The organism is Streptomyces fulvorobeus (genome assembly GCF_013167895.1).
Classification (GTDB): domain Bacteria; phylum Actinomycetota; class Actinomycetes; order Streptomycetales; family Streptomycetaceae; genus Streptomyces; species Streptomyces fulvorobeus.
Map to the genome: position 1 here is coordinate 276,730 of NZ_BLWC01000001.1, position 22,410 is coordinate 299,139.

A 22,410-nucleotide genomic window follows, 5' to 3' on the forward strand; every position below is an offset into this window, starting at 1 on the left:
CATCTATGAGGAGTACGTCATGCCCGCAGGATCCAGCCCCAGACGTGAGCGCCAGTACGAGCACGTGAAGGAGAGCGCCGAGAAGCGCGGCACGCCGGAAGGCCGCGCGAAGGAGATCGCCGCGCGCACGGTCAACAAGGAGCGTGCCCGCGCGGGCGAGGCGAAGAACCCCGGCAAGACCTCCACCCGTGACCCGAAGTCCGCCTCGCAACGCGGTGGCATGCGCTCGCACAGCGGCGCCCAGGGTCCCACGAGGGACCAGCTCTACGAAGAGGCGAAGAAGAAGAACGTCGAGGGCCGTTCGACCATGAACAAGGAACAGCTCCTCAAGGCCGTGGGGCGCTGAACCAGCGGTGACGGCAACGGCGGACGCGGGGCGCGCGCAAGCGCTCCGCGTCCGCCCGGGGGCCCTCAGGATGCCGGGACCCGTCCGGTCCGACAGCGTCAGAGACGGGGGCCGGAGCGGGACGCCCGTGCCCGGTCCTCCGCCGCACGGGCGGCGGCCTGGTAGCGCTGCCCCTCGGCCTTGAGCCGCTCGTCCCCGAGGGCCGCGCCGTCCGCCCTCATCTTGGCGCCCTTCACCCTCATGACCTTGGCCCGGACCATCTCCGCGCGCATTCCCATGGTGGGTTCCTTCCTTCTGGCTCGTGCAGCAGTTCGCGTCGTGCCGAGTTGGCGTCGTGTCAGAGTTCACGCAGCGCGGGCAGGAGTTTCTGCTCCGCCCAGCGGATGAACGACTGCTGGTGCTCGCCACCGATCTGGACGAGTGCGATCTCCGTGAATCCCGCGTCGACATAGGGCCGGACCGCGTCGACGAAAGCCCCGACGTCGTCACCGCACGGCACGGACTGCTCGACGTCCTCTGGCCGGACGTACGTGGTGGCCTGGTCGAACGCGGACGGCCCCGGAAGTTCGGAGTTCACCTTCCAGCCACCCATCGACCAGCGGAACTGGTCGTGTGCCCGCTCTACGGCCGCCGATCGGTCCTCGTCGTAGCAGACGGGCAGCTGGCCGACGCGGGGCTTTCCCGAGCCGCCGTGCCGGTCGAACGCGGTCAGCAGTTCCTTCTTGGGCTCGGTGGCGATGACGAGATCGGCCAGCCTCCCCGCGATCTCGCAGGAGCGGTTCCCCGATACGGCGATGCCCACCGGAACCCGGGTGTCGGGCAGGTCCCAGAGCTTGGCGTTGTCCACGTCGAAGTGGGTGCCGCTGCGGCTGACGTACCCGCCGTCGAAGAGCGCGCCGATAATCTCCACGGCCTCTTCCAGCATCTCCAGGCGGACGTGCGCCGCGGGCCAGCCGGCACCCACGACGTGCTCGTTGAGGTTCTCGCCCGAACCGAGCCCGAGGCGGAACCGCCCTTCCGAGAGCAGCTGCAGCGTCGCCGCCTTCTGCGCCACCACGGCCGGGTGGTAGCGGACGGTCGGGCAGGTCACATACGTCATCAGCGGGATGGTGGAGGTCGCCTGCGCCGCCGCTCCCAGCACGCTCCAGGCGTACGGGGCGTGGCCCTGGGAGTCGAGCCACGGGAAGTAGTGGTCCGAGGTGACGGAGAAGTCGAACCCGGCCCGTTCCGCCGCCACCACGTCGTCGACCAGCGCTCGGGGACCGGCCTGCTCGGTCATCATCGTGTATCCGAATTGCACCATATGGTTGGCGTTTCCGGGATGCAGGGGTTGAAACACGCGAACCGGCCCCTTCTTCTCCGGCTTTCGGCTCCCGCCTTCGCCGGACCGGAGGGGCAGGGCCCCGGGGGAGGACCCGTTCCCGCAGGGCCCACACCGCGCCCCGGCTCCCGACCCGGCCTACCGTGGACCGCGTGGGGGGGTCATCCGTACTCGCACCGAAGGAGAGTTCCGATGCCCCAGGGAAGCGGCAAGGACAAGCTCGCCGGCAAGGCGAAGGAAGCCATGGGCAAGATGACCGGCAACCGCCGCAAGGAAGCCGAGGGCAAGGTGGAGCAGGCGAAGGGCGAGGCCAAGAAGAAGCTGCACGGCCGCGGCGACCGCTAGTCCCGATCCTCCGCGCACCTCCGTGGGCGCGCCCCCGCTCCTGCCTGCGGCACGGGTTCGGCACCGGCCTTCCAGCCGGTGCCGAACCACGTGTGCGCCGCCGCGAGGAGTCGGTTGCCGCTGCGCTGCACCGGGGCCAGACTGGGATGACAACAACGCGGGAAGGGAGCAGATCGTGATCTTGCTCGGAGTCATTCTTCTCGTCATCGGGCTCGTGGCCGGTATATCCATTCTGTGGACCATCGGTGTCGTGCTCGTGGTGATCGGGGTCGTCCTGTGGATTCTCGGATCGATGGGACACGCCGTAGCCGGACGAAGGCACTACTGGTAGCGCGCCACCGGAAACCCGAGGGCGCACTTCGGCGTGTGCCTGCGCGTGCGCCGAGATGCCGGGGAAGCCGGCCCGGCCGGGGCTCGGACCGGACCGGGGCGGCTTCCTGCACCTGTGGTACCGGAGGCTCTCCGTCAGCGCATCGCCGGGTTCCGGTCAGCCGCGCCAGGACCCTGACGACATCTCCCGATCTGTGAGCACTCCCTTGAGCCGCTCGTCGCGCCGCAGACGGGCAGCGCTCCGACGCCGATTTCCGCCGTCTTCAGTGCGTCCCTCACGGTCACCTGCGGCCTCGGTGAGGTGGTTGATGTGCCCCGAAGCACACGCAGCGGCGCTCTCCCCGCCCGTGCGGTAGCCGGCCCCGCCCACGGTGCTCCTCGGTACGCAGAGCACACGACGTCGCCCTTCGGCCCCGCGCCACCGGTGACTGACAAGGGCGGGCTCCTCCGACGACCGCCGCCCCCGCCGTCCTGGGCTGTCGGAGTGAACCCTGCCCGAGGGCGCTCCCATCCGGGCAGGCATAAGCGCATCCGTGCTCCGGCCACCGGCCGAAGCACGTGTACGCGTGGAACGAATACCGAAGGGGGTTGTCCATGCTCGATACGCGGACGACGCGGGCAGGCACCGCCGCCGTCGACGGCCCCGGCGGGGCGCCGTACGGCGCGGGCGACGCCACCGCCGCCGTCGACGGTGTGCTGGCCGAGCACCTGGGCGCGAGGCTCGTCGAGGCCGCCGAGGTGGACGGCCTGTTCGCCCAGGAGGTGGCGGGCCGGGTCGCCGAGCTCGTCCAGCGCGGCGGAAAGCGTCTGCGGACGGCCTTCCTGTGGTGCGGGTGGCGGGCCGCAGGCGGAACTGGATCACCCAGGACCCTGCTGCGTCTCGCGGCGGCCCTGGAACTGCTCCAGGCGTGCGCGCTCGTACACGACGACGTGATGGACGGGTCTCCCGTACGGCGCGGCGCGCCGGCGGTGCACACCGACTTCGCCCGGGTGCACCGGGCCCGCGGTATGCGGGGTTCCCCGGACGCCTACGGCGCGGCCGCCGCCGTACTGGCGGGCGATCTGGCCCTGGCCTGGGCCGACGACCTGCTCACCGAGACCGTGCTCTCCTCACCGCACGGACACCGGCTGCACCGGGAGTGGCAGGCGATGCGCACGGAGATGGTGGCCGGACAGTACCGCGACATCCACGCCCAGGCCGCCGGTTCGTCGGGGACGGAGGAGGCGCTGAAGGTCGCCACTCTGAAGAGCGCGCTGTACACCGTCGCACGACCGCTCGCGCTCGGCGCGTCCCTGGCCGGCGCCGACGCGGGCACGGTGGAGGCGCTGCGGTCGGCGGGCCGGTGCGCGGGGCTCGCCTTCCAGCTCCGGGACGATCTGCTGGGAGCCTTCGGGGACCCCGCGGTCACGGGCAAGCCGGCCGGCGAGGACCTCCGCGGCCGGAAGCTGACGTACCTCCTCGCGGTGGCGAGCGAACTCGCCGCCGCCGGGCACGACGAGGAGGCCGTCGCGGCGCTGGGGCCCGACGCCTTCCAGCCGGGCACGCCCGCCCGCTCCGAGGACGCGGTCGACCGGATGCGCGCCGCGCTGGAGCGCACGGGCGCGACTGCGGTCGTCGAGGCCCGCATCACCGAACTTGCCGCCATGAGTCTGCGTCAGTTCGGCGTCACGGGCGCCGACCACCAGGTGCGCCGGGAGTTCGCCTCGCTGGTCGAGCGAGCGGTGGGCGCGGCGCCGGAGCATGACAAGGAGAACCTGTGCGCACAGTGACGGGTCCGACCGATCACGTCGTCGTGGTCGGTGCCGGACTGTCCGGGCTGGCCGCGGCCCTGCACCTCCTGGGCGCCGGCCGGCGCGTGACCGTGGTCGAACGGGAGGCGCTGCCCGGCGGACGGGCGGGCCGGGTCGAGCTCGGCGGTTACCTCGTCGACACGGGGCCCACCGTGCTGACCATGCCGGAGCTGGCGGACGACGCGTTCGCGGCCGTCGGCGACAGCCTCTACCGGCGCGTGGACCTCATCCCGCTCGATCCGGCCTACCGGGCCCGCTTCGCGGACGGCTCCACGCTCGACGTCCACACCGACGGTGACGCCATGGAGGCGGAGGTGCGGCGGTTCGCCGGTCCCGCCGAGGCGGCCGGATACCGCAGGCTGCGGTCCTGGCTCGAGCAGTTGTACCAGGCGCAGATGCGCCGCTTCATCGACACGAACTTCGACTCGCCCTTCCAGTTGCTGCACCCCGACCTGGCCAGGCTGGCGGCGCTCGGCGGCTTCGGCCGGCTGGACCCCGGGATCGGCAGGTTCCTCTCGGACGCCCGCCTGCGCAGGGTGTTCTCCTTCCAGGCGCTGTACGCGGGGGTCGCCCCGGCCAGGGCACTGGCCGCGTACGCCGTCATCGCCTACATGGACACGGTGGCGGGCGTCTGGTTCCCCCGGGGCGGCATGTACGCGCTGCCCCGGGCGATGGCGGACGCGGCGGGTGACGCCGGTGCGGAGTTCCGGTGGTCGGCGGAGGTGACGGAGCTGGAGCGCTCCGCCGGACGGGTACGGGCCGTGCGCCTGTCCTCGGGTGAACGGATCGCCTGCGACGCCGTCGTCCTCACACCTGACCTGCCGGTCGCGCACCGCCTCCTGGGGCGCGCTCCCCGGCGGCCCGTGCGGCTGCGCCACTCCCCCTCGGCGGTGATCCTCCACGCCGGCACGGACCGCACCTGGCCCGAACTCGCGCACCACACGATCTCCTTCGGCTCCGCGTGGGAGCGGACGTTCGAGGAGCTGACGCGCACCGGGGAGCTGATGAGCGATCCGTCGCTGCTCATCACCCGGCCGACGACGCACGACCCGGGACTCGCGCCTGAGGGCAAGCACCTGCACTACGTGCTGGCCCCGTGCCCCAACACCACGACCGGACCGCCCGCCACCTCCTGGCACGAGCTGGGGCCGCGGTACCGCGACAGCCTGGTGGCCGAGCTCGAACGCCGCGGGCTGCACGGGTTCGGCGGTTCCGTCGACCGCGAGCTGCTGGTCACTCCGGTGGACTGGACCGCGCAGGGGCATGCGGCGGGCACGCCGTTCTCCGTGTCCCACACCTTCGCCCAGACGGGCCCCTTCCGGCCCCGCAACCTGGTACGCGGCTGGGACAACGTCGTTCTCGCCGGCTGCGGGACCACGCCGGGAGTCGGTGTCCCCACCGTCCTCATCAGCGGGAAACTCGCCGCCGCGCGCATCACCGGTGGGGACCGGCCGGGACGCGTGCACACCCCACCCCACGACGGACCGTCGTACCGTCCTCGAAAGGCACCGCCGATGACCCGACGTGAACTGGACGCCGCCGGCATCACCGAGCCGGGACTGCGCGCCGCCTACGCGCGGTGCAGACAGCTCAACGCCCGTCACGGCAAGACGTACTTCCTGGCCACCCGCCTGCTGCCCGTCGAGCGCCGCCCCGCGGTCCACGCCCTGTACGGCTTCGCCCGGTGGGCGGACGACATCGTCGACGACCTCGACCGGCGGGAGACGCCCACCGAACGCGACCGGCTGCTGCGACTGCTGGAGAGCGACCTCACGCACGCGCTGCGCACTGGCGGCGGGGAGGAGCCCGTGGTGCGCGCCGTGGCGGACACCGCCGAGCGGTACGCCATCGAGCCGGGGCTGTTCGCCGATTTCATGGCCTCCATGCGCAGCGACCTGAACGTCACCGACTATGCGGCGTACACCGATCTGCGGGAGTACATGCACGGTTCGGCGGCGGTGATCGGGTTGCAGATGCTGCCGGTCCTCGGCACGGTCGCCGCCGTCGAGGAGGCGGCACCGCACGCGGCGGCGCTCGGGGTGGCCTTCCAGCTGACGAACTTCCTGCGGGACGTGGGCGAGGACCTGGACCGGGGGCGCGTCTACCTGCCCGCGGACCTGCTCGCCGCCCACGGGGTGGACCGGCCGCTGCTGGAGTGGAGCCGTCGTACCGGCCGCCGTGATCCGCGTATCCGCGCGGCCTTCGTGGCCGCCGACGCCATGACCAGGGAGGTGTACCGCGAGGCGGAGCCGGGTATCGGCATGCTCGACCCGCGGGTGCGGCCCTGCATCGCCACGGCGTACGCGCTGTACGGCGGCATTCTGGACGCCATCGCCGACGACGGCTACGCCGTACTGCACCACCGCTCCGTGGTGCCGCGCCGGCGACGGGCGCGTACGGCCGCCGCCGGGCTGGTGCGCATCGTGGGCGCGCGGTTCCGCTCCCCCGCGCCGGACCCGGTGGCGCCCGCACACGGCGCTTCGCCCCACAGGGAAGGACTCGTCCGATGAACGACCCCGGCAGCCGGGCGCGTTGGACCCCGCCGCTGCGCGTGCGCAGGGGGCGGGGTGGGCGGCCCAGGCACCGACGTGGCAGGAGGCGAAACCCTCGGTGATCTCCGCGGCCCTCAAGCGGGCCGCCGCGCGGCCCTCGGGGAACTGGTTCGTCGCCGGCTCCTCCCGGGGCATCGTCCGAGGCCGCCCGTACGGCCGCACCGTGAGCGGTGTGGAGGTCGTGCTGTGGCGTACGGACACGGGTGAGGTCCGGGCCGGGCCTGGTGCCTGCCCGCACCTGGGTGCTCCGTTGCGTGAGGGCAGGGTGGTGTGCGGGACGCTGGTGTGCCGCTGGCACGGCCTGGCGCTCGAAGGCGGCCCGTTCGCGGGGTGGGAGCCCCTGCCCGTGCACGACGACGGGGTGCTGGTGTGGGTGCGCCTTGACGAGGCGGGGGCGAGGAGCCGCTTGAGCGCCCGGTCCTGCCGGTGCGGCCGGTGCGGCTGTCGACGGGAGGTGCGGTGGACTCGGTGTTCACCGCGGTGGGCCGGTGCGAGCCCGAGGACGTGGTGGCGAACCGGCTCGATCCCTGGCACGGGTCCTGGTTCCATCCGTACTCGTTCGTCGACCTGCGCGTGGTGGACACTCCCCGGGACGAACTCGACGACGGCTTCGCCGTCGAGGTGTCGTTCCGCGTCGCCGGCCGGCTGGTGGTGCCCGTGCGGGCCGTGTTCACGGCGCCGGAGCCGCGCACGGTCGTCATGCACATCACCGAGGGTGAAGGGGCCTCATCGGTCGTGGAGACGCACGCCACTCCGCTGACCCCCGGGGGCACGCCCGTCCCCGTACCGCGGTGACCGAGGCGGTCGTCGCCGCGTCGGAGCGGCGCGGCTTCGCCCTGGCGCGGGCCGCCGCACCGGTGCTGCGCCCGCTGATGCGCCGGGCGGCCGGGCGGCTGTGGCGCGACGACCTCGCCTACGCCGAGCGCCGCTGGTCACTGCGCAGCACCGGCCGGTTCCCCGGCTGAGACGGCCGAGGCGACTGAGGCGGCCGGATGTCGGGGTGTCGGGTGGCGGGGTGTCAGCGCGGCCGCGCCAGGGCGGCGGCGGCCCGCAGGAGCGGGGAACGGCCGGCGCGCGGCACCGTCCACAGCACCTGCCCGCGCACCCCCCACCCGGCGAGCAGGGCGTTGGCCGCGAGGAAACCCGTGGTCGCGGCGCGTTCCATCAGCGCGACCGGCAGGGCGCAGCGGACCGCGTCGCCCGCCGTCACCACCTGCGGGTGCGCGGTGCGTACGGGGGGCCGGTGCGCGTGGCCGCCCACGGGGAACAGCGGGCAGTCGGCCCGCCACACGTGGCGGGCGTCGACGATCCGGGCGTCGCGTGTCTCCGGGTACACGGCGTGCAGTTGGGTGAGAAGCGCCTCCTGGACCTCCTTCCGCTCGCGCCGGGGGTCGACGGCGTAGGCGTGCAGCTCGACCACCGACCCGCCCGACCGGCGCGCCCACCGTGCCGCTTCGCCCTCCCACCGGTCCAGGACACTGATGTTGTCCAGACCCTCGTAACCGCTGGTGCCGAGAAAACCGGGCCGGTCCGCGCGCACCGGCCGGTCGAGCCAGAGCCGGGAGACGAGGAACGGCGGCGCGGTGCGCAGCCGGGCGATGTCGTCGCGCCAGGCCGTGGTCCCCAAGCGGGGCGACGTCGCCACGACCCGCCGCAGTCCGGCGACGTCGAGTGCGAGCACCGCCGCATCGTGGCGCTCGGTGCCGCCGTCCGTCTCCACCTCGACGCCGCCGCCGTCGAGCGGCCGGACGCCGTGGACCGCCGTGCCGGTGCGCACCTGGGCTCCGAGCTGTTCCAGATATCCGCCGAGCGGCTCCCACAGGGCCTGGGGGAAGGGTTCGCGCGGTACGTCGAAGAGCAGGCCCTCGGAGGAGCCGAGGAAGTAGATGTGGAACATCAGCAGCAGTTCCGCGGCGGACAGCTCGCGCGGGTCGGCGAAGAAGCTGCGGGAGAAGACCTCGAACGCCAGGTGGTGGGCCGCCTCGGGGAATCCGATCCCGTACAGGAAGTCCTCGGCGCTGACCTCGTCGAACCGCTCGTAGACGTCGGGGACCCGCACGTCCAGGAGGGGCAGCGCCGCCCTGGGGTTCATCGCGGCCAGGTCCCGCCAGGTGAAGGTGGGACTGAGCGCGACGAAGCCCAGGGCGCTCCAGGGAGGTGTCCTCGGGACGCGGGCGAAGCTGTCGGTGAGACCGCCGCTGTGCCGCAGGGGGTAGTCGGGCAGCGCCACGAGCCCGGTGAGTCCGGGGTCCGTGCGGCGCAGCAGCCCGCGCAGGTTGTAGTACTGCCGGAAGAAGGCGTGGAAGCCTCGGCCCATGGTGGCGCCGGAGCCGTCCGTGAGCCGGGTACGCCATCCGGTCAGCCGGCCGCCGAGCGCTTCCTCGCGCTCGTAGACCGTGACCCGTACTCCGCGTTCGGCGAGGGCCGTCGCAGCGGCGAGACCCGCGATGCCGCCGCCGATCACGGCGGTGCGCGGCGCGTCACCCGTGAACCGGTTCCGGCCGGGGGCGGGCAGGATCACCTCGGCCCTGCGGTCCCGGCCGCGGCGGGGGGCGCTCACGGGGCGGCCGGCTTCACGGGTCCGGGGCCGGTCTCGGCGAGGAAGGTGTGGACGATGCCCGTCTGCCATCCGGCGACCGGGAGGGTGCGTACGCCGGTGAAGCCGGCCCGGGCGATGCGGGCGGCGAAGGCGGGGGCCGTGTCGAAAGCGGCGACGCTGCGCCGCAGGTGGTGGTAGAGCGGCCGGTCGCCGGTGAGCGTGCCCGCGGGGATGATCGCTCCCCGGCACACCGCCTCCCACAGAAGACGGTGGGCCGGGGAGCCGCTGAGGCTGTACTCGTGCACGGCGAGACGCCCGCCGGGCGTCAGGAGTGCGCGGACGTCGGCGAGTACGGCGTCCGGGTCGGTGACGTTGCGGAACAGGTAGGCGGCGAAGACCGCGTCGTAGGGCTGCGCGCCCCCGGCCGCGTGGAGTTCCTCGGCGGTCAGATGGAGGAAGCACACGTTGTCGGGCCAGGCTTTGGCGAGGGCGCGTTCCAGCATGCCCGCGGAGGCGTCGACCGCAGTGATCCGCGCGTGCGGGGCCGCCTTGAGCAGGGCCCGGGTGGAGGCGCCGGTGCCGCAGCCGAGGTCCAGGACGCGCAGACCGGCTCCGCCGTCGGGCAGCCGGAGGCGGCGGGCGGAGCGGTTCAGGTCGGCGTGGTGCCCCGGGTTGACGGCAGCGAGCCGGTCGTAGGTGGGGGCGGCGTGGTCGAAGGCGGCTGTGAGGTCGTGGTCCTGCAACAGCGTCATCAGCGGCTCTCTCCGGATCGGGTGGGGGTACGGCGGGGCAGGAAGGGGAGTTCGGCGGCGGTGCGGAGCATGGGGACGACCGGGGTACGGAGTCCGATGCCGAACTCCTCCCAGGGCGTGCCCGCGCCGTCGAGGAAGCGCAGCAGCCGTTCCATCGGGACGCGTTGGAAGAGGTCGGTGAAGAACCGCGGTCCGTCGACGCGTCCGGTGTCAAGCGCCCGCAGGAGCACCGCGTCCATGGCGAGCGCGCGCCGGCCGTGGGGGCGCGGCACGGTCGCGCCGCCGTCGCGCACGGCGGCGGCGATGGCGCGGCTCTGGCGTTGCACGGCGGCGAAGGTGTAGCCGGTGGCGGGCCGGGTGGCGCCTCCGGCCGCACCGATACGGAAGACGGCCTTCCCGGTCCGGCGCGGGAAGCGGGCGTCGGTCATGGGGATGACGCCCTGTTCCGCGGATTCGACGGTGAGCGGTCCCAGTCGCAGTACGTCGTCGGTGTAGTGCCGCAGGGAGCTGTCGTACGCGGCGGTCGTCAGCGGGGTGCGGGAGAACTGGGTGTACTCCACCAGGGCGTGCCGGGAGGAGAGGGGCAGGACGTAGCCGAAGGCGAGGCCATGGGCCGGCTGGGGCACCCGGAAGTCCATGAGGTCGGCGACCGCGGGGTCGAAGCGCGGGGATGCCGTGCGGACGAACCAGCCGCGGAAGTGCTGGAGGAGCTGGGTACGGGCGGGCGGCAGCCGGGGCAGAGGGCGGGAGTCGAAGACGTATCGGCCGTACAGCGTCAGCGCGCGTCCTTCCGCGGTGGTGCAGCGGACCTCGGCGCCGCCCGGCACGTCGCGCACGCTGTGGGCCGTCGCGCGCACGACGCGCGCGGTGGGGCAGGCGGCCAGCCGGGAGGTGACCAGTTCTCCGAACGGCGCGGAGCGCAGCATCCGGTAGCGCAGGGGCGCGGGGTCGGACGTGATGACGCGGCCGTCCGGGCCCCTCACCCGCAGGCGGGCCCAGGAGGCGACGACGGCCTCGTCGAACTCGCCGGGGCCCTCGTCCCAGTAGCACCAGGTCCGTTCGGCCGGCCTCAGCGGGCCTTCGGGGGCTTCGACGACCGTCACGTCCGTGCTCCCCGTGCGCGTCAGCCAGTACGCCAGGCAGAGCCCAGCCGCGCCGCCGCCGACGACGACGGCGCCGGACCGTTCCGCTTCCTCGCTCACGCGGTGTCCCACCGGTCCCCTCGCGCGGGGAAGGGCGGGATGCGGGGGCCGGACACCGGAGCCGGGGCCCGCGTGCCGTCGATGTCCACGCCTCACTCCTGACTGCTGTCGACGGGTCGGTTGCCGTTCTCTTTCGGAGGTCCGCCCGCGCACGGATGCGCCCGGTGGGAACCTGCCGTGCCCGGGCGTCCGACGGGCGTGTTCCCTGCGGTCGGCTGACGGCTCGTCAAGCCGAACACGAACCGGCCGCCGATGCCAGGACCCACCACGCGCGTCGTCCCCCGCGTCGCGCATCGGTGGACCGGCGGTGGGCCGACGGCTCCGGCGAGCGGGGCGGAACGCAATGGGCGCCCGCTCTATAGGCTGAACACGTGGCGAGTACAGGAAAGACACCGGCGGCCGAGTCCGCCGCACGGGCCGGAGGACAGGGCGGCGGGCAGGAGCTCCACGCCTTCGCGGTGCAGCTGCGGCGCATGAACGGCGAGATCAACCGCCTCGCGCACACCTTCGCGGCCGAGCAGGGGCTGCACGCCACCGACATCCAGGCGCTCGCCGCGATCCTGGACGCGGAGACACCGCTCACTCCGGGCGGTCTGCGCCGGCATCTCGGGCTCACCTCCGGCGCGGTCACCGCCTGTCTCGACCGGCTGGAGCGGGCGGGGCACATCCGCAGGGCCCGGGAGAGCCCCGACCGTCGCGTGGTGCATCTGCACTACCTCCCCGAGGCCAGGTCGGCGGCCCGGAGCACGTTCATGCCCCTCGCCTCTGCCACCACCCGTGCCCAGGAGCGGTTCAGCGGTGAGGAGCTCACAACCGTGCTCAGGTTCCTCGCCGCCCTGAACGAGGAACTGGACCAGTTGCGGCAGTGACACCGACGTCTCCGTCCGTGGTGCGTCCGAACCGTCCGCACCGGGGTAAAGGAGGGGGACGTCCCCTGCGGGCCGCCCGAAAACTCTCTCAATCATTGAGATAGTCTCAGATCAAGAGATGTCGGCCTCACTTCACCAGGAGTGCAATGTCCAGCTCCACACGGCTTCTGCGGTGGCTCGTGCCCGTGGTCCTCCTCGTCGCCTGGCTCGGAATCGGCGGGACGCTCGGCCCGTACGCCGGCAAGCTCGGCGAGGTCGCCACCAATGACCAGGCGGCCTTCCTGCCGCAGAACGCCGAGTCCACCCAGGTCATCGAGGCACAGAAGGCGTTCCGTCAGGACGAGACCCTCCCGGCGGTCATCGTCTGGACAGCCGACGGAGACGGTGACGTGAGCGCCGCGCACCGCGCGTCGGCGACCGACGCCCTGGCCTCGCTGACGGGAGTCTCCGGAACCGTGGGACAGGCGTCCCCGGCCGTTCCCTCCAAGGACGGGCAGGCCCTTCAGGGCGTCGTCCAACTGCGCCCGGACCTGGGCGAGGAACTGCCCGTCGTCCTGGAGAGGCTGGGCGAGGCCGCCGGGCAGGTACCCGGCACGACGGCCAGGATCGCCGGACCCGCGGCGAGCCAGGCCGACCTGTCGGACGCGTTCGCTGGCATCGACGGACTGCTGCTCGGGGTCGCCCTGGCCACCGTGCTGATCATCCTGCTCCTGGTCTACCGCAGCATCCTGCTGCCGCTCGTCATCATCATCGGCGCCGTTCTCGCACTCGGTCTCGCCTGCGGTGTCGTGTACGCCCTGGCCGAGCGGGACATCGTCCGGGTCGACGGACAGGTCCAGGGCATCCTCTCCATCCTGGTCATCGGCGCGGCCACCGACTACGCCCTGCTCCTCACGGCCCGCTTCCGCGAGGAACTGGAGCGGCACGGCGACCGGGTGACGGCCATGCGGGCCGCCGTACGCGAGTCGGCGGGCCCGATCGTGGCGAGCGCCGCCACCGTCGCCCTCGGCCTGATCGCACTGCTGCTCAGCGATCTCACCAACAACCGGGCGCTCGGTCCGGTGGGCGCCATCGGCATCGTCTGCGCCGTACTCAGTTCGCTCACCTTCCTGCCCGCCGTGCTCGTCCTGCTGGGCCGCAGCGCGTACTGGCCCGCCCGCCCGAAGCCGGCCGGAGCCACGGACGGCAGCGGCAAGGGCCGGGGCGTGTGGCCGCGGGTCGCCGCCCTGGTGGACCGGGCCCCGCGCAAGGTCTGGGCGGCCACCCTCGCCGGGCTACTGGCCTGCGCCGCCTTCGCGCCGATGCTCGAGTCAAAGGGGGTCCCGCTCGACGAGCTCTTCGTCAACGACGCGCCATCCGTCGCCGCGCAGGCGACCCTGGCCAAGCACTTCCCCGGAGGATCGGGCAATCCGGCCGTCGTCATCGCCGCCGCCGGCACCGCGGACCAGGTGACCGACGCGGTCGCCGGGACCGAGGGTGTGGCGAGCGCAAGTCCGGTCACGGAATCCGGGCGGCCCGGCGGCGGTGCGCCGCTGGTGGCCGACGGCAAGGTCCGTATCGACGCCACGCTCCAGGCTCCGGCGGACAGCGACGAGGCCAAGGAGACGATCGCCCGGCTCCGTGCGGCCGTCCACGCGATCCCCGGCGCGGACGCCCTGGTCGGCGGGTACACCGCCCAGCAGTACGACACCCAGCGGACCGCGGAGCGCGACCGCACGCTGATCGTTCCCGTCGTACTGGCGATCATCCTGGTCATCCTCGTGGGGCTGCTCCGCTCCCTGCTCATGCCGGTTCTGCTGGTGGCCACGGTGGCCCTGAACTTCGTGGCGACCCTCGGGGTGTCCGCGCTCGTCTTCCAGGGGGTCTTCGGCTTCTCCGGTACGGACGCCTCGGTGCCGCTCTACGGCTTCGTGTTCCTGGTGGCTCTGGGCGTCGACTACAACATCTTCCTCATGTCGCGCGTCCGGGAGGAATCACTGAAGCACGGTACGCGCGAGGGAGTGCTGCGCGGTCTCACGGCGACGGGCGGGGTCATCACCTCGGCCGGTGTCGTGCTCGCCGCCACCTTCGCCGCCCTCGGCGTCATCCCCCTCGCCTTCCTCGTCCAGATCGCGTTCATCGTCGCCTTCGGGGTGCTGCTGGACACCCTCGTCGTCAGGTCGCTCCTCGTACCCGCGCTGGTCAGGGACGTGGGGCCGAAGGCGTGGTGGCCCGGGGCGCTGAGCCGTCGGCCGGAAGAGGTTCCCACGGAGGCGGGGAAGCTTCCGCGCGGGTAGAGAGGCCGCACGGGGGGGGAGGGCCCGCATCGGGTAGACAGGTCATATGCAGACTTTTCTCCCCCTTCCGGGCTTCACGGAGTCCGCCGTCCTCCTCGACTCACGGCGGCTCGGTAAGCAGCGCGTGGAAGCACTCCAGGTGCTGCGCGGCCTGACCGTGCCCGGATACGGCTGGCGCAGGCATCCGGCGGTCCGCATGTGGGCCGGGTACGAGGAGGCGCTGGTCCGGTACGGGCTGGACATCTGCGGTGTGTGGACGGCCGAGGGGCGTGCGGACACCTGCGCCGCCACCATGATGCGGGACTTCCTCGCCCACCGGCCCGGCGGGAAGGTCCGGTCGCAGGCCGGGCTCGGCGCGGGGGGCGACCTCCCGTCATGGCTCGGCGCACCCGAGTTCCACCGCAGCCACCAGTCGGCCCTGATCCGCAAGGACCCGGACCACTACCGGGGCCTGTTCCCCGGCGTACCGGACGACCTGCCGTACGTGTGGCCGGCGTCGGACCGGGAGACACCGCGAGCGGACGGCTGAGGTCCCCGGCCCGGGAGGCATCATGGGTGACCCGCACCTCGTTCACCCTGGGGCGACCCGAAAGGCGTGGACCGTGCCGGCGCGTGAATGTGGCCCTTGTCGGTACGGAGCCGTCAGGCTCCGTACCGACAAGGGCCACTACCTCAGGACATGTTCTCCCTGCGGTCAGGGTTCAGGCGGTCAGCAGGGAATCGCCCTCGGGGCGGGCGCCGGGCAGCTGGTGTCGGGCCGCTATGAGTGCGGTCTCGATGTCCCGCGTGCCGGTCGAGACGCACAGCGTGTAGGCGAGATCTTCCATCCGCTGCTGCACTTCCGGGCTGCCGTTCTCGGCATGCAGGAGCCGCAGGATGTCGTACTGCTCAAGCAGGTTCTTCAGAACTGCCGGATGCGCCATCAGCATCGGACGTTTTCCTCTCGCCCTCGGTACACGGGATACTCGCCAGCCCGTCTACCCCACGTTTTCACTGTCACACCACCTGAATACAGAGGCGGCGGTTCTCAACGAACCCGGACGTGGGAGTGCGTGAACACGGTTTCCCGGGGCACAAGGGTGAGCATGACAAGAACCTGATAACTATCGATACCGACGTTAGCCAGGATCTACCGGTCGGGCGTGCTGATCCGCTGCGAAGCGGAAGTCGGTACACGTCCACAAGACTCGATGATGGGAACTGACATGATTCTTCTTGGTCTGATTCTGCTGATCGTAGGCATGCTCGTCGGCATGTCGTTGCTGACGACCATCGGCGGTGTGCTCATCGTGGTGGGTGCCGTCCTGTGGATCCTCGGTGCGAGCGGGCGCGCCGTCGGTGGGCGTAAGCACTATTTCTAGTCCTGCGTCTGAATAGCAGCGCGTGGACGGTTGTGCATTGACAGGTGCGGGTGGGCCGCGACGGGAAGCCGTCGCGGCCCACCCGCACGTCGTGTGCCCAGCCCTTGGGAGGTCGTATGTCCGCGAATATTCTGGGGTTCTTAGGAGTGGTCCTGGTGGCCTACGCCGTGCCGGGGCCGGATTTCCTCGTCATCGTCCGGGCCGCCGCCACAAGACGCTCTCTGGGGCGGGCCGCCGCGTTCGGTGCCCAGGCCGGCCTGTGCGTCCACGTCGCCGCAGCGGTCCTGGGTCTCTCGCTGCTCGTCAGCCAGTCCGCTCTCGCCTTCACCCTGGTCAAACTCGCCGGGGCGGCCTACCTGGTCCACCTGGGGGTCCGCACCCTGCTCGCCACCCGCAGGAGTGGCAAGACCGACGCCCCTGGTGCGACTGAGCGAGACGGCGCCGCAGGTGCCCGTCCGCGCCCCGCTGGAGCGTCCTGGGCCCGGCGACCGGGCGGGAGTACGGACGCTCGGAACGGGGGCCGCACGGGTTGGTGGCAGTCCTTCACCGAAGGTCTGCTGACCAATGTGCTCAACCCGAAAGCGTCGCTGTTCTTCCTGAGTGTTCTTCCGCAGTTCGTCGATCACGACAGTTCCCGGGTACGCGAGCAGATCCTCGTGCTGGGAATCCTCGATGTGGCCGTCGGCGTGGTGCTGTGGCTCGGCCTGGTCGCCGTGGCCGGCGGGCTCCGGACCCGGATGGCCCGGCCGGCCTTCAGGCGCCGCTGGGACCGGGTGACCGGTTCGCTCCTCGTCGCCATGGGCATGGGGGTGGCAGTGGCCGACTGAGCCGGCCGAGAGGCGTCCGGCTCACCGCGAGGCACTGCCTGGACGAGTCACCGGCCGCCACGGGCGCGAACCCCCGCGGAGCCGCCGACGCGGGTAATACCCTGCTTCAGGGCCCCGTCGGCAACCTACCCAGGAGGAACCGTTGCGCATGCTCATCAACGTCCCTGAGACCGTCGTCGCCGACGCGCTGCGCGGTATGGCCGCGGCCCACCCCGAGTTGACCGTGGACGTCGAGGGCCGCCTGGTGGTGCGGCGCGACGCGCCCGTGGCCGGGCAGGTGGGGCTCGTTTCCGGCGGAGGGTCCGGGCACGAGCCGTTGCACGCCGGGTTCGTCGGGCCGGGGATGCTCTCCGCGGCCTGCGCCGGGGAGGTGTTCACCTCGCCGGTGCCGGATCAGATGGTGCGGGCCGCCATGGCGGTGGACAGCGGGGCGGGGGTGCTGTTCGTCGTCAAGAACTACACGGGAGACGTACTCAACTTCGCCATGGCTGCCGAGCTCGCCGAGGACGAGGGGGTGCAGGTGGCCCAGGTACTGGTCGACGACGACGTGGCGGTGGTCGACAGCTCGTTCACCGCAGGCCGGCGGGGCACCGGGGCGACCCTGTTCGTCGAGAAGATCGCCGGGGCCCTCGCCGGTGAGGGCGCGCCCCTGGAGCGGGTGGCCGCGACCGCCCGCCGGGTGAACGAGTCGTCCCGGAGCTTCGGGGTCGCGCTCAGTGCCGTGACGACCCCCGCCAAGGGCAGTCCGACCTTCGATCTACCGCCGGGCGAGCTGGAGTTGGGCATCGGGATTCACGGCGAGCCGGGACGGGAACGCCGCCCGATGATGACCTCGGGGGAGATCGCCGACTTCTCCGTGAACGCCGTACTCGACGACCTGCGGCCCGACGGCCCCGTGATCGCCCTGGTCAACGGAATGGGGGCGACGCCGCTGCTGGAGCTGTACGGGTTCAACGCCGAGGTGCAGCGCGTCCTCACGGAGCGGCGCGTGCCGGTCGCCCGTACGCTCGTGGGGAACTACGTGACCTCGCTCGACATGGCCGGCTGCTCGGTGACGCTCTGCCAGGTGGACGAGGAAATGCTGCGGCTCTGGGACGCGCCGGTGCGGACGCCCGCCCTGCGATGGGGCCGCTGACACGCTTGCGCCTGTGGTCCACGCCTGCCGGACAAGGAGATGATGTGCTCGACTCCGACTTCTTCCACCGCTGGATGACCGCCACCGCGGTCGCCGTCGACCGTGAGGCCGGCCGGCTGACCGAGCTGGACTCGGCGATCGGTGACGCCGACCACGGCAGCAATCTGCGACGCGGATTCGCCGCTGTGACGGCCGTACTGGACGAAGACACCCCGCAGACCCCGGGGGCCCTACTGGCACTCGCGGGACGGCAGCTGATCGCGACGGTGGGCGGCGCGTCCGGCCCGTTGTACGGGACCCTGCTGCGGCGCACGGGAAAGGCACTCGGCGACGCCGCCGAGGTGACGCCGGGACAGCTGGCCGAGGCGTTCGGGGCGGGCGTCGCGGCGGTGGGGAAGCTGGGCGGCGCGCAGGCCGGTGACAAGACGATGCTCGACGCGCTGCTGCCGGCCGCCCAGGCGCTCGGGGAGTCCTTCGCGGCGGCGCGTGAGGCGGCGGAGGCGGGCGCGCTCGCCACCGTCGCCCTGCGGGCCCGCAAGGGACGGGCCAGCTATCTGGGCGAGCGGAGCATCGGGCACCAGGACCCGGGAGCCACGTCGGCCGCGCTGCTCGTCGCGGCGCTGACCGAGGCGGGCGCGGCGCGCGGGGACGACGGGAGCGGCTCATGAGCGGGGCGGCGGGTCGGGTCGGCATCGTCCTGGTGTCGCACAGCGGCCCGGTGGCCGAGTCGGTCGCCGAGCTGGCGCGAGGGCTCGCGGCGGGCGGGGCGACCGCCCCGTGGCCGCCGCGGGGGGCACCACCAAAGGCGGCCTGGGGACGAGCGCGGATCTGATCGCGGGGGCGGCGCGGTCGGTGGACGGCGGCGCCGGGGTCGCGGTTCTGGTGGACCTGGGGAGCGCGGTGCTCACGGTCAAGGCCATGCTCGCCGAGGGGGACGAACTGCCGGACGGGACCCGCCTGGTCGACGCGCCGTTCGTCGAGGGCGCTGTCGCCGCGGTGGTCACCGCGTCGGCCGGCGGTGACCTGGACGCGGTGGAGGCGGCGGCTGCGGAAGCGTACGGCTACCGCAAGGTGTAGGCGCGGTCGAGGGCGGGGTGCCGCCGGCCGGGAGAAATCTCTCCTGTCCGGCGGCGCTCCGCCGTCGTTTCCTCAGGCCGCCGAGGCGGCCCGCTCGGCGGTGACGTGGACGAGCGCCCGGCTCGTCGTGCCGTTGACCGTGACGGCGAGCGTGGCCGTGCCCGGGCGCAGGGCTGTGAGAGTGCCTGTGGCGGGGTCGAACACCGCCGTGTGACGGGGGCGGGCCCCGGACTCCGCACCGATGTGGACGTTGGGGGACGCCGTCCAGTCCGCGCTGAGCGGGAAGGCCACCGGCACCTCGCGCGTGCCCTGGGTGAGGGTCGCCGCCACCTCGCCCCGCTCCCCCGCGGCGAGGGCCGCGGGCGCGTCGAGTGCGAGGGCGTCGACGTGGGCACGGGTCTGGGCCGAGACCCAGTCGGGGGCGCCCTGCCACGGCTTGCGGCGGGCGGTGGCCTGTTCCTCCGCGGTGACCTGGTCGGCCCCGATGAGGGACCAGCCGGTGAAGCCGCCCTCGTCCACCGGCCCTGCCGGTGCCTTGCCCGCGTTGCCGTTGACCAGATACGGCACGCCGTCGACGTGCGAGGCGTGGAACACCCCGACGTGGCTGCCGATGAGGGCCGCCCCTTGCCCGTCGTACGACGGAAGTCGGCGAGCCACCGCTCGATCAGGGCCGCCTCCTTGCGGTCCGTGAGCTGACTGCCCTTCTGCACGGTCGGGTCACGCGGGGGACGTGCTCGATCAGCATGACGGAACCGACGCGGGGGTCCGTCCCGGCCGCGTCCAGCTGTTCGCGCACCTGCCTGATCTGGGCGAAACCGCCGCCCCGCAGGCTGAGACCGGAGGTGTCCAGCGTGATGATCCGGGTGCCCTTGTGGTCGAAGGTCCGCTGGGCGGGGCCGAACTCGGCGACGAAGTTGTCGATCCTCCCGCCCATCACCTCGTGATTTCCCGGTACGTAGTACCAGGGCACCGTGTTCCCCAGCTCCTCGCTCAGAATCCTCCGTGCGAAGGCGAGGTCGGCGGGTGACCCCTCGTCGACGAGGTCTCCGTTGATGACGAGGAAGTCGGGTGCCGCCGCCTTGATCTCACGCAGCGTGCGGCGGGCCTGGGCGACGATCGCGCTGTCCGGCTGGCGGGCGACGAACTGGGCGTCCGACATCACCGCGAACCGCCAGTCCCGGCGTTCGGTCACCGCCGCCGGATCGATCAAGGAGTCCTTGACGACGGGCGGTTCGGGCAGGGCGACCGTGGGCGGAACCTGGGCGGCCAGGTCGTCGATGACGATCTCACCGGTGTACTGCCTGGCCGCGGCCGTCTCGGCGAGGTAGAAGCGGAACACGCCGAGTGGCATCGCGGCCCCGCGGGCACCGCGAAGGTGACCTGCCGCCAACCGGTCCAGGTGATGAACGGGCCACGCAGCAGCTGGTCCGAGCCCCCGGCGTCCCTGAGGTGCAGCGTCGGCCAGGCGCCGCTGCCGTCACCCTTGATCCACAGTGTGTACGACTGCGGCTGGCCGGGCACGACGACGGGCTGGGGCGGGGCCGCGTAGGCCGCGCGGGTGGCTGTCGAGCGGGTGAAGTCGTACGTCAGTCTCAGCCCGGTACCGGTGCGGCCGTCCGGGGTCGCGGCGAGCGAACCGGCGGCACGGGCCTGGCTGAACTTCCACGAGGCGGCGTCGTCGAAGGAGGCGACGGCCTGTTCGGTGAGGCCGACGCTGACGGCGAGGGCGGTGGTGGTGCCCGCGACCGTAGCCCGGATCTGTCCCGCGCCGCTGCCGGTGCGGGAGGTGACCGTGAAGCCGCCCCGGTCGTCGTCGCGGACGTCGAAGAGCTCGCGGTCGTAGTCGAGGATGACGTCACGCGGTTCGACGGGGGCGCTCGTGCCGTGGGCGTCGAGCCCCACGATGCCGAACGTGCCGGTGGCGTCCGCGTCGGCGAGGCCGACGCGCCGGGTGGTCGGCTGGATACGGGCCAGCCGGTCGAGCACGGTCAGCCGGGTGGTGCCGCGGGCGTCGCCGCGCCGGGCGACGACTTCGGTGGTCCCGCTGCGGTGAGCGGTGAAGAGGCCGGTGCTGTCGGTCCTGCCGACCGCGGAGGCCACGGTGTGCCAGTGCGGGGTGCCCGCGGCGGGGCCGTAGGTCTCGTCGTACCCGTCTGCGGTGAGCTGCCGGGTCAGGCCGGGAAAGACCCGTTCGGGGTGGCCGCCTCTGACCGGGTCGTCGCCGGGCGCGGCACCGGCCGGGGTCCGCGTCTCCACCCAGAAGCCCTCGATCCGGCCGCTGCCGTCCGCGGTGGTGAGGGCGAGGCCGTTGGGCACCGTGCGTTCGCCGCCGTCCGAGGGGCTGTTCTCCACCTGGAGCGTGTCACTGCCCGGTTCGCGCGCCAGCAGGGTCGATGAGCCGCCGCCGTCGAGGTTGAGCGCGCTGTACGAGCCGGCGCTCCGCATCATCGCGCCCAGTTCGGTGAGGGTGACGCCTCCGCTGTCCGCCTGCCTGCCGTCGACGGTGATCACCTGCATCGTGCGGCCGTCCTTGGAGAACCCCACGGCGGTGCGGGGGGCTGCGGTGTTGTTGCCGCCGCCGTCGTGGTTCTGCGCGACGCCGTCCACGACGAGGAGTTCGCGGCCCCCGACCGCTGTACGGGGCACGGTTCCGCTGTCGGCGCGGGCCCGGTACGCCAGGGCCACCGGGTCGCCGGGTTCCAGGGCGGCCAGAAGTGCGGCGCCCGCCTCGCGGCCGACCAGGACCGTGGTGTCCTCGGGCACGGGGCCCGACCCGGGGGTGGGCGACACGGAGACGACCTTGCCGTCCCGTACCGCCGCCTCCGCGACGGGAGTCGCCGTGTCCACGGTCGACGCGCGGTCGGCGCTCCCCCATGCCGGGGTGTACGCGCCTACGCCCCCGGCCGGCACGTTCGCCGCGTTGTACGCGCTCAGCGGGTGCTCGCCGGACGGGAGGGTGAGGGTGCCGTCGAAGTACAGCTCCAGGACGCGGCCCGCGTTCTCGGGGCCTATGCCCACGGCCCGGTGGATGCCGGGAGCCGGGGAGTGGACCATCATCCCGTCCTTGACGCCCGGCCCCTGCGGTGCGCCGGTCTGGTTGATGTCGAAGAAGTCGGCGTTGATCGCGGCGACGGTACGGCGTCCGCTTCCCGGGTCGTGCCCTGCGGCGAGTTCGGAGACCGTACGGCGCTCCGCGACCTTGCCCGTGGAGAGGTAGTCGGCGCGCACGCCGCCGTCGAGGTCGACGGAGAGGGTGTCGACCCGGAGCCACTTGTCGGACTCCAGCCGGTCGTACGAGGTGAGGCGTACGCCGGGGGCGACCGGGCGGGAACTGCGCGCCGTCTCGATGCCGTCGCCGTCCACGACCGACGTCGCTCCGCCGGCCGCGTTGCTCGCGGGCGGCGGGGCGACGGGGCGCAGGACCTCGGTGGTGTCCAGCGGGCGGGGGTCGGGGTTGCCGTCGGCGGTGGCGGGGCTGATCGCCCCCGCCACCGCCGCGGACAGCGTCACGAGCAGTACGAGCGAACGCACGGCGGTGCCGGATCTGAAAGCTCCCACAAGTCCTCCTGGAGGGGCGCGCCTCGCGCGGGCGGTCAACGCTGTCGGCGGACAGCATGGCCGGACGCGGGGCGACGCACCAGAGGGCAACGGGGCCACCAGGGGGAACAGTTCGGGGCGGGCGGGTGA

At 72.8% G+C, this 22,410-nt stretch carries 17 protein-coding genes and 5 pseudogenes; 15 read left to right on the forward strand and 7 right to left on the reverse strand.

The genetic code is table 11. The features are described 5' to 3' along the window. Positions 1 to 19: 19 nt before the first annotated feature. Entirely contained in the window at positions 20 to 346 is a 327-nt protein-coding gene (locus tag Sfulv_RS01275; protein ID WP_173310464.1) for a plasmid stabilization protein, read from the forward strand. 98 nt (positions 347 to 444) lie between these two features. Here Sfulv_RS01275 and Sfulv_RS01280 read toward each other — a convergent pair whose 3' ends face one another. Together Sfulv_RS01280 and Sfulv_RS01285 are read right to left on the reverse strand one after the other, a co-directional pair. Further along, on the reverse strand, positions 445 to 624 hold the full coding sequence (locus tag Sfulv_RS01280) for a hypothetical protein (protein WP_173310466.1): 180 nt from the start codon (positions 622 to 624) through the stop codon (positions 445 to 447). 59 nt (positions 625 to 683) lie between these two features. Next, the gene (locus Sfulv_RS01285; protein WP_173310467.1) at positions 684 to 1,649 is read right to left on the reverse strand and encodes an LLM class F420-dependent oxidoreductase; all 966 of its coding nucleotides are present in this window, start codon (positions 1,647 to 1,649) and stop codon (positions 684 to 686) included. Positions 1,650 to 1,859: 210 nt separating this feature from the next. On the opposite strand from Sfulv_RS01285, the gene Sfulv_RS01290 reads away from it, so the two are divergent. The 6 genes and pseudogenes from Sfulv_RS01290 to Sfulv_RS01315 all read left to right on the forward strand — a co-directional run bounded on the left by Sfulv_RS01290 (position 1,860) and on the right by Sfulv_RS01315 (position 7,650). After that, positions 1,860 to 2,012: a CsbD family protein gene (locus tag Sfulv_RS01290; RefSeq protein WP_173310469.1), complete on the forward strand. Its 153-nt coding sequence runs from the start codon at positions 1,860 to 1,862 to the stop codon at positions 2,010 to 2,012. A 175-nt stretch (positions 2,013 to 2,187) separates the two neighbouring features. Beyond that, positions 2,188 to 2,343 (forward strand): DUF6131 family protein, encoded by a 156-nt coding sequence (locus Sfulv_RS01295; protein ID WP_173310471.1) that lies wholly within the window; start codon positions 2,188 to 2,190, stop codon positions 2,341 to 2,343. A 593-nt stretch (positions 2,344 to 2,936) separates the two neighbouring features. Continuing rightward, complete coding sequence (locus tag Sfulv_RS01300) at positions 2,937 to 4,112, forward strand: polyprenyl synthetase family protein (RefSeq protein ID WP_173310473.1); 1,176 nt, start codon at positions 2,937 to 2,939, stop codon at positions 4,110 to 4,112. Continuing rightward, a pseudogene (gene crtI / locus Sfulv_RS29730) lies at positions 4,100 to 5,608 on the forward strand (phytoene desaturase family protein); the annotation flags it as partial. The gene Sfulv_RS01300 and the pseudogene crtI, both read left to right, overlap by 13 nt. Before the next feature lie 135 nt (positions 5,609 to 5,743). Then, positions 5,744 to 6,643, forward strand: a pseudogene (locus Sfulv_RS29735) (phytoene/squalene synthase family protein); the annotation flags it as partial. Beyond that, positions 6,640 to 7,650, forward strand: a pseudogene (locus Sfulv_RS01315) (Rieske (2Fe-2S) protein). The pseudogenes Sfulv_RS29735 and Sfulv_RS01315, both read left to right, overlap by 4 nt. Before the next feature lie 53 nt (positions 7,651 to 7,703). Here Sfulv_RS01315 and Sfulv_RS01320 read toward each other — a convergent pair. Genes Sfulv_RS01320 through Sfulv_RS01330 form a run of 3 tightly spaced genes read right to left on the reverse strand, consistent with a single transcriptional unit; the run spans position 7,704 to position 11,178 of the window. Beyond that, positions 7,704 to 9,245 (reverse strand): FAD-dependent oxidoreductase, encoded by a 1,542-nt coding sequence (locus tag Sfulv_RS01320; RefSeq protein ID WP_371874617.1) that lies wholly within the window; start codon positions 9,243 to 9,245, stop codon positions 7,704 to 7,706. Then, entirely contained in the window at positions 9,242 to 9,976 is a 735-nt protein-coding gene (locus tag Sfulv_RS01325) for a class I SAM-dependent methyltransferase (protein WP_173310477.1), read from the reverse strand. The genes Sfulv_RS01320 and Sfulv_RS01325 overlap by 4 nt, the downstream gene beginning before the upstream one ends. Beyond that, positions 9,976 to 11,178: a lycopene cyclase family protein gene (locus tag Sfulv_RS01330; RefSeq protein WP_173310478.1), complete on the reverse strand. Its 1,203-nt coding sequence runs from the start codon at positions 11,176 to 11,178 to the stop codon at positions 9,976 to 9,978. The genes Sfulv_RS01325 and Sfulv_RS01330 overlap by 1 nt, the downstream gene beginning before the upstream one ends. A gap of 371 nt (positions 11,179 to 11,549) precedes the next feature. On the opposite strand from Sfulv_RS01330, the gene Sfulv_RS01335 reads away from it, so the two are divergent. The 3 genes from Sfulv_RS01335 to Sfulv_RS01345 all read left to right on the forward strand — a co-directional run bounded on the left by Sfulv_RS01335 (position 11,550) and on the right by Sfulv_RS01345 (position 14,852). Next, positions 11,550 to 12,047 (forward strand): MarR family winged helix-turn-helix transcriptional regulator, encoded by a 498-nt coding sequence (locus tag Sfulv_RS01335; protein WP_256668780.1) that lies wholly within the window; start codon positions 11,550 to 11,552, stop codon positions 12,045 to 12,047. 146 nt (positions 12,048 to 12,193) lie between these two features. Continuing rightward, positions 12,194 to 14,323 (forward strand): MMPL family transporter, encoded by a 2,130-nt coding sequence (locus Sfulv_RS01340; protein ID WP_173310480.1) that lies wholly within the window; start codon positions 12,194 to 12,196, stop codon positions 14,321 to 14,323. A gap of 46 nt (positions 14,324 to 14,369) precedes the next feature. Beyond that, entirely contained in the window at positions 14,370 to 14,852 is a 483-nt protein-coding gene (locus Sfulv_RS01345; protein ID WP_173310482.1) for an MSMEG_6728 family protein, read from the forward strand. A gap of 172 nt (positions 14,853 to 15,024) precedes the next feature. Here the strand turns inward: Sfulv_RS01345 and Sfulv_RS01350 are convergent, their stop codons facing one another. Beyond that, positions 15,025 to 15,252 carry a DUF5133 domain-containing protein gene (locus Sfulv_RS01350; protein WP_173310484.1) on the reverse strand — a complete coding sequence of 76 codons (228 nt, stop codon included), beginning with the start codon at positions 15,250 to 15,252 and terminating at the stop codon, positions 15,025 to 15,027. 213 nt (positions 15,253 to 15,465) lie between these two features. Here Sfulv_RS01350 and Sfulv_RS01355 point away from each other — a divergent pair, with 213 nt between their 5' ends. The 5 genes and pseudogenes from Sfulv_RS01355 (at position 15,466) to Sfulv_RS01375 (ending at position 18,723) form a co-directional block, all read left to right on the forward strand. Beyond that, positions 15,466 to 15,684 carry a hypothetical protein gene (locus tag Sfulv_RS01355; RefSeq protein ID WP_173310072.1) on the forward strand — a complete coding sequence of 73 codons (219 nt, stop codon included), beginning with the start codon at positions 15,466 to 15,468 and terminating at the stop codon, positions 15,682 to 15,684. 116 nt (positions 15,685 to 15,800) lie between these two features. After that, positions 15,801 to 16,511: a LysE family translocator gene (locus Sfulv_RS01360; protein ID WP_173310486.1), complete on the forward strand. Its 711-nt coding sequence runs from the start codon at positions 15,801 to 15,803 to the stop codon at positions 16,509 to 16,511. A 142-nt stretch (positions 16,512 to 16,653) separates the two neighbouring features. After that, the gene (gene dhaK, locus Sfulv_RS01365; RefSeq protein WP_173310488.1) at positions 16,654 to 17,646 is read left to right on the forward strand and encodes a dihydroxyacetone kinase subunit DhaK; all 993 of its coding nucleotides are present in this window, start codon (positions 16,654 to 16,656) and stop codon (positions 17,644 to 17,646) included. 44 nt (positions 17,647 to 17,690) lie between these two features. Then, positions 17,691 to 18,314, forward strand: coding sequence for a dihydroxyacetone kinase subunit DhaL (gene dhaL / locus Sfulv_RS01370; RefSeq protein ID WP_173310490.1), 624 nt, complete (start codon positions 17,691 to 17,693; stop codon positions 18,312 to 18,314). Continuing rightward, positions 18,311 to 18,723 (forward strand): annotated as a pseudogene (locus Sfulv_RS01375) (PTS-dependent dihydroxyacetone kinase phosphotransferase subunit DhaM). Before dhaL ends, Sfulv_RS01375 begins: the two are co-directional and overlap by 4 nt. Positions 18,724 to 18,795: 72 nt before the next feature. Here the strand turns inward: Sfulv_RS01375 and Sfulv_RS01380 are convergent. Continuing rightward, a pseudogene (locus tag Sfulv_RS01380) lies at positions 18,796 to 22,281 on the reverse strand (phosphodiester glycosidase family protein). Positions 22,282 to 22,410 lie beyond the last annotated feature (129 nt).